General features: G+C 49.4%; 1 protein-coding gene. It reads left to right on the forward strand.

Annotated elements, in window-relative coordinates; all coding sequences use genetic code 11:
* Window positions 1–322: hypothetical protein (locus GO013_RS16850; protein ID WP_203529726.1), on the forward strand; the 322-nt coding region annotated here is incomplete at both ends.

Below are 322 nucleotides of genomic sequence, written 5' to 3' on the forward strand. Positions count from 1 at the left end.
GCTAGGGCTGAGAATGCACTGTATGAGCTTGCTCTTAATGGCGATAGGCAAGCCCTTTTCTTTTGGCTCAAAAACAACTACAGAGAACGCTACTCAGACAAGCCGTTAAGCCCGGCTGAAGCCGATTTGATGAGTCAGAAGGCAAGGCTGGCCAAATTACAGGCTGACCTGGCTGAGGCTCAGCTGAAGGCCATTAAGGAAGACCAGGGAGACCAAGCAACGCAATTAAACAACCTGTTAGACAGTCTGAAGGAAGCCGTGTTAGATGAGGGGATTAGCCCCGATAACATCGTTCCTACTGGCAACGGCTTAATTATCGATG

Origin of the sequence: Pseudodesulfovibrio sp. JC047 (assembly GCF_010468615.1) — a bacterium.
Classification (GTDB): Bacteria; Desulfobacterota; Desulfovibrionia; order Desulfovibrionales; family Desulfovibrionaceae; genus Pseudodesulfovibrio.